A 4667-nucleotide genomic window follows, 5' to 3' on the forward strand; every position below is an offset into this window, starting at 1 on the left:
GAGGCGACCGTCGCCGTCCCGGCCTGGCCCGCGTAGCCGATCAGGGCGCCGGTGGCGGGGTCGTGCACCGGCGTGGCACCCGATCGGACTCCTTCGACGAGGACTCCGTCGACGAAGTGGCCGGTGATGACCTGCCCGGGCCGCCCTGGACCGGTCCGGTCGGCCTGGGCGACGGCTCGGTCGGGCGACGCGGGGACGGCGGTGGTGTCGTGATCGGCGACGGTCAGACCGGTCATCGGCATGGGGCTCCTCCAGATCGGTGCGGGTCGGCCGGGACAGGCAGAGTCGGGACCGGCATGGTCGGGACCGGCATGGTCGGATCGGGGGACGCGCCCCGCCGGCGTGGGCCATGGGCGGCCCAGGCGGCGGTCATGGGGCGTCCTGCGGGTCGGGGACGGCCGACGGCGACACGGGCGGCGTGATCATCGGTACACCCAGGTCGACGACCTCGGCGGCCCGGGCTTCGGCCAGGCGGGCGGCGCGCCGCGCCGGGGTGCCGGCGGCCAGGTAGTGCCCAGCGTGCCGGGTGCCCGCGGCGAGCAGCGCGCCCGCGAGGGCATGCGCCCCGTCCGCGAGCAGTACGCGGGCGCTCGGGGAGGCCGCGGCGGCGGTGAACGCCGGTTCGTGGTTACCGCTGCCACCGGTGTCCAGGCGCAGCATCGGCTGGATCGTGGGCACCAGCCAGGACAGGTTGCCCACGTCGGTGCTGGCCGCCCGTCCGGAGGGTGGGGTGTAGGTCTCCCCCGAACCGCCCAGGTAAGCCAGGTCGGCGTCGGCGAACCGGGGGCTGGCTCGGGCGAAGAGTTCGGCGAGCAGCCGGTCGTAGCGGATCTCGGCGAACCGGGGCAGCACCCGCTCGACCGTCGTCTCGCAGCCGGTGGCCAGCCCGCCCGCGCGCAGGCAGTCCCCCACCCGGGCGGTGACGTCCTCGAGCGTGGCGACGTCCGCCGCGCGGATCTTCACCGTCATCGCGGTCCGCTCGTGGATGATGTTCACCGCCGCGCCGGTCTCGGTGACCAGCGTGTGGACGCGGACGCTGCTCGGCAGCTGCTGGCGCAACAGCCCGAGGGCGACGCTGGCCACCGTGATCGCGTCGTAGGCGTTGCGCCCGCGTTCGGGGAACGACGAGGCGTGTGCGCTGCGCCCCCGGTAGCGGACGGTCAGGGTGTCGTTGGCGAGCGTCGCCGGGCACAGCTCGTCGCGGTTCGCCGGGTGGATCTGGGCGGCCAGGTGGATGTCGTCGAAGACGCCGGCCTCGGCCAGGTAGATTTTGCCGCCGGCGTTCTCCTCCGCCGGGCAGCCGAGCACCACCACCCGGATCCCCGCCGCGTCGGCGACCGGCCTGAGTGCCGACGCGGCGGCCAGCGCCATCGTGCCGATGAGGTTGTGCCCGCAGGCGTGCCCGAGGCCGGGAAGGGCGTCGTACTCGGCGGTCAGCGCGACGGTCAGCGGACCGTCGCCGAACTCGGCGCGGAACGCGGTCGGCATGCCGGCCAGGCCCCGGGTCACGGCGAAGCCCTGCTCCGCCAGCGCCGCCGTGAGCAGCGCGGCGGCGTGGAACTCGGCGAGCCCGAGCTCGGGGCGGGCGTGCACGGCGAGGGCGAGGTCCCACCAGTGCGCCTCGTGCTTGGCGAGGTGGGCGTCGACCCGTGCCATCAGGTCCGCGGGTGCCGTCATCGTGGGCCCGGGGTCGCCGGCCGGGCCCTCGGCCGCGGCGGGGACGACTCCGGTCGGCGCGGCGATGGGAACGGTCATGGACGGCCTCCTTCGGTTCCGGCGCCGGGAACGACCGCGTAGCCACGGCGATCCGCCCAGGAGACCAGCAGCGACGGCAGTCCGTACGCGACCAGGCCGAGCAGGGCGGCGACGACACTCGTCGCCCACAGCAGGTCGGTCTCCCGGTTCGCCAGGGACTCGGTCATCAGCGACCCGAGCCCGCCGAGGCCGGAGAGCCATTCGGCGAGCAGGGCGGCCAGCACGGCCATGGGCGCGGCTACCCGCAGCCCGACGAGCAGGCTGCCGACCGCGCTCGGGAAGGCACCGAGACGCACCCGGCGCAGGAACGGGGTGGCGTAGAGATCCTCCAGTTCGCGCACCTGCGCCGGGACCGACTCCAGCCCGTCCAGCGCGGAGATCAGCAGGGTGAACACGGTCACCACCACGACGCAGGCCACGGACGTCCCGAGGCCATGCCCGGTGACCAGGGTGAACAGCGGTGCGACACCGACGATCGGCAGTGTGCGGAAGACCAGCGCGTACGCCGTGAGCGGGGTCCGGACGATCGGCCAGCGCAGCACCACGACCGCCATCGTCAGTGCCAGCGCCGCCGCGGCGGCCAGGCCGAGGACGGCGCCCTGCCCGGTCACCCAGATCCGGTGGGCCAGCAGGCTCGGGTGGGAGCCGAAGGCGCCGGCGGCGTCCGCCGGCGCGGCGACCTGGTAGCGCGGCACCTGTCCGATCCAGACGGCCAGCTGCCAGCCCGCGACCAGGGCGACGAGCACTCCCGCGACGCTCAGCGGGGTGCCGTACCGGGCGGCGGACCGGCTGCGGCGCACCCGCCCGGACGGACCCGTGGTGGCGACGGCCGACGCGGTGGGACGGACGGTGGTCGTCAACGGATCCTCCGGCGCAGCGGCATCATGATCAGCGCGGCGAGGCCGAACAGGCCGAGTGCCGCGCCGGCGGCGAGCAGCAGGGCTGCCCACAGCAGCGCGGGCTGGTAGCTGAACAGGGCGTTCACCATCACCTGGCCGAGGCCGCGGGTGCCCGTCGCGCCCGACCACTCGGCGACGATCGCGCCGACGAAGCAGGCGGGGAGCATCGCGCGCAGGCCGAGGTCGAGCACGGGCACGGTGTGCCAGAAGCCGACGTGACGCCACCAGCGCAACCGGGGGGTCGCGTAGAGCGCGCCGAGGTCCTCGCGGCCCCGGGTGGCGGCCCCCGCGGCCGCGACGAGCATCGCGGCCACCGGTACCAGACCGGAGAGCACGGTGACGATCGTGACCAGTTGGGCGCCTCGGGTGACGACCAGGGCGAGCGCCGGCGTGACGGCGATCAGCGGCAGCGACCCGAGGACCACCGACAGGCCGCCCAACGCCGCCGCGAGGGCCGGGATGACGGCGACGACCACCATCCCGACCGCGGTGATCGCCAGCAGGATGAGCACGCCGGTGAGGGTCGCGCTCAGCGTCGGGCTGGCGTTGAACCAGATCATCGACCACTGCTCGTGCAGGGTGCGGACCGTCTCGGCCGGCCCGACGAAGCCCGGACCGAGCCAGCCGGTCGCGGCCAGCGCCGCCCAGATGACGGGCAGCGCGACAATGGCCGCCGTGGTCACCGCGACCCTGGTGACCACGGCGGGCCCTCCGGTCGGGCGAAGTGACCGGCCGCCCCGGTCCGCGTCGTCCGATCGGGCCAGACGCCTCACCCGGTCGGCGGTGGCAGACCCGTCGCCGGCGACGGTGCTTGCGCCACTGGCTCGGCTGGGGGTGCGTGGCACCGGCACGGCCTCGGTGGCATCGCCCGCGTGGGCCCCCATCATGGTCATCGGCCCGCCTCCAGGGCGGCCCGGACCGCCCGGCAGCGGTCCGCGAAGTCCGCGGTGTCCCGCACCTCCCGGCGCCCGGCCCGTGGCGTCGGAACCTCGTGGACGGCGTGCACCGCGCAGGGCCGCCGGCCCAGCACCACCACCACGTCCGCCAGCAGCACCGCCTCGTCGACGGAGTGGGTGACCAGCAGGCAGGTGGTTGCGGTGTCCGTCAGGATCCGCAGCAGCTCAAGGTTCAGGTCCGAACGGGTGATCTCGTCGAGCGCGCCGAACGGTTCGTCGAGCAGCAGCACGTCCGGTCGTGTCGCCAGGGCCCGGGCGAGGGCGACCCGCTGGCGCATCCCGCCGGAGAGCTCCCGCGGCCGGCGGTCGGCCCAGTCGGCCAGCCCGGTGATCTCCAGGAGATGGTCCGTCCAGGCCCGGTCCCGCGGCAGGCCGGCCAGGTCGAACGGCAGCTCGATGTTGCGTCGCACCGTTCGCCAGGACAGCAGGCCGGGGTCCTGGAAGGCGAACCCGGCGCGGCGCTCGGCGCGCAGCCGGGCCGGGTTCACCCCGCCGACCTCGATGTCGCCCGCGTCCGGTTCGAGCAGCCCGGCGACCAGGCGCAGCAGCGTCGACTTGCCGCAGCCCGAGGGACCGACGAGCACGCCCATCCCGCCGCGGGGCACCTCGAAACTCACGTCGTCCACCGCGGGTACGGCGCCCCGACGCTGCGGATAGCCGTAGCTCACGCCACGGATGCGCAGGCCGTCCGACGGCGGGGCCGGTGACGGATCGCCCGCGGCGGCGGGGATGGCCTCCATGGCTGAGAGCGAGGCTGGTGCCGGGTTCATGCGGTGACCTCCCGGATGGCGGGTGGGCATGGGCCGAGTGGGCGATGGTCGGTGGGAGCCACTGACGACCGGGCGCCGCCCAGATCGGCGGCCCGACCCCGAACGGGAGCGTCGGCACGGGTGCGGACCCGGCGTCCCGCGACCCACACCTCCATGACGTGGGCGGGGCCGGCGGCGGCGGCGAGGATGTCGGCGACCGGCCAGGCGGGATGCCCGAGCAGATGCCGCCAGGGCTGGACGTCGACCAGGACGAAGTCGGCTGGGCCGCCCTCCGCGGGCGCCTGCGG

At 75.3% G+C, this 4667-nt stretch carries 6 protein-coding genes; all 6 read right to left on the reverse strand.

Annotated elements, in window-relative coordinates; genetic code table 11:
- On the reverse strand, positions 1 to 242 hold a 242-nt coding region (locus MXD58_RS20325; RefSeq protein ID WP_250609738.1), incomplete at its 3' end, for a hypothetical protein.
- Positions 243 to 369: 127 nt separating this feature from the next.
- On the reverse strand, positions 370 to 1755 hold the full coding sequence (locus MXD58_RS20330; protein WP_248836355.1) for a M20 family metallopeptidase: 1386 nt from the start codon (positions 1753 to 1755) through the stop codon (positions 370 to 372).
- Positions 1752 to 2615, reverse strand: coding sequence for an ABC transporter permease (locus tag MXD58_RS20335; protein ID WP_248836354.1), 864 nt, complete (start codon positions 2613 to 2615; stop codon positions 1752 to 1754). The genes MXD58_RS20330 and MXD58_RS20335 overlap by 4 nt, the downstream gene beginning before the upstream one ends.
- The gene (locus MXD58_RS20340) at positions 2612 to 3355 is read right to left on the reverse strand and encodes an ABC transporter permease family protein (protein ID WP_250609739.1); all 744 of its coding nucleotides are present in this window, start codon (positions 3353 to 3355) and stop codon (positions 2612 to 2614) included. The genes MXD58_RS20335 and MXD58_RS20340 overlap by 4 nt, the downstream gene beginning before the upstream one ends.
- A 188-nt stretch (positions 3356 to 3543) precedes the next feature.
- Positions 3544 to 4380 carry an ABC transporter ATP-binding protein gene (locus MXD58_RS30395; RefSeq protein ID WP_284678627.1) on the reverse strand — a complete coding sequence of 279 codons (837 nt, stop codon included), beginning with the start codon at positions 4378 to 4380 and terminating at the stop codon, positions 3544 to 3546.
- Positions 4377 to 4667, reverse strand: a 291-nt coding sequence (locus MXD58_RS20350) for a hypothetical protein (protein ID WP_250609740.1), incomplete at its 5' end; no start/stop codon positions are given. The genes MXD58_RS30395 and MXD58_RS20350, both read right to left, overlap by 4 nt.

Origin of the sequence: Frankia sp. AgKG'84/4 (genome assembly GCF_023242965.2) — a bacterium.
Lineage (GTDB): Bacteria > Actinomycetota > Actinomycetes > Frankiales > Frankiaceae > Frankia.